This window comes from Corynebacterium macginleyi, from assembly GCF_003688935.1.
Classification (GTDB): domain Bacteria; phylum Actinomycetota; class Actinomycetes; order Mycobacteriales; family Mycobacteriaceae; genus Corynebacterium; species Corynebacterium macginleyi.
This window is the reverse complement of record NZ_REGE01000055.1, coordinates 1-1,065: the sequence shown is the minus strand read 5'-3', so window position 1 is coordinate 1,065 and position 1,065 is coordinate 1. Positions and strand designations below refer to the sequence as shown.

General features: G+C 53.1%; 1 rRNA gene and 1 pseudogene. Both read right to left on the bottom strand.

The window, feature by feature from the left end:
- Positions 1–706 (bottom strand): annotated as a pseudogene (locus D9V82_RS11980) (IS3 family transposase); the annotation flags it as partial.
- A gap of 241 nt (positions 707–947) precedes the next feature.
- Positions 948–1,065 (bottom strand): 5S ribosomal RNA (gene rrf, locus D9V82_RS11975).

Genomic DNA, 1,065 nt, shown 5'->3' with positions numbered 1-1,065 from the left:
CCAGGTGCTGTTGCCCGGACGTTTAGCTGCACAAGGTCCAGACGAGGATCCAGAACTTTAGGGCTGATCGTGGTGACCGGGGTTCGTCCACGTCGTCGACCGGACACACCTGCAAGTTTCATCAGGCGTGCGGCGTTGTTACGGCCGATATGAAAGCCTTCACGGTTCTTCGCGTGCCACATTGTGTAAATACCGTAGACCGAGACATTCTCCGCGTGCACACGCTGTATTTCTGGAATGAAAAGGCTATCGCTTAAGGCTCTTGCACTGGGAACACATGAAGTGGTTTTTGGTAGCCGCGTGAGGTGAAAAATCCACGATCTGCTTGTTTTAGGACTCGGCAGAGGGCCTCGACCCAAAATGGCTCCTTGTACTCGTCGATGTGGGAGACCATTTGATCGTAGGGTAGTCGAGTTCCGCTGCGAAAAAACTGAGGCAGTCTTGAGGATTCCGTTGGCTCGCTTCAACTCGCAGTTTTCCCGGGACAGAAGCTCGAGCTCCTCTTCCATGATTTAGCCACCTGTTGGTGCAGTCTGCTCATGGGCGAGGCTGTCGCGGTAACAGGCGCGTAACGTGTAGTGAGATACTTGAGGAGTCCACCGACTTCCGTGTAGGCGCGTAGCACTGAGCAAGAATCCAAGCGGAGAATTTCGATGATCTGATGGACCGCCTTCTCCTCGAATTCGGCGGAATACTTTCTGTGCATAGTGCCAATCCGTCCTGAGCAGAGAAAGGGACTAAACCGAGGACGCTTCAATATGCAGAAGCAGAGCCCGCCGCAGGTAATAATAGTAATCAGCGCACATACCTAGGACCAACATTTGGGGCTCTTCACAGGGCTACTTTGACAGATAGTCCCCGGCAGGCTCACTATTCCACTTTTGTTGGGTGTGGTGGTCTGTCGGGGATTACTGTGAATCATATGTAGTTGTTGTTTGTTTGTTTGGTGTCGGCGGTGACTTACTCTCCCACAACCTCCCGGTTGCAGTACCATCAGCGTGTACAGGCTTAGCTTCCGGGTTCGGAATGGGACCGGGCGTTTCCCTGTAGCTATCTACCACCGAC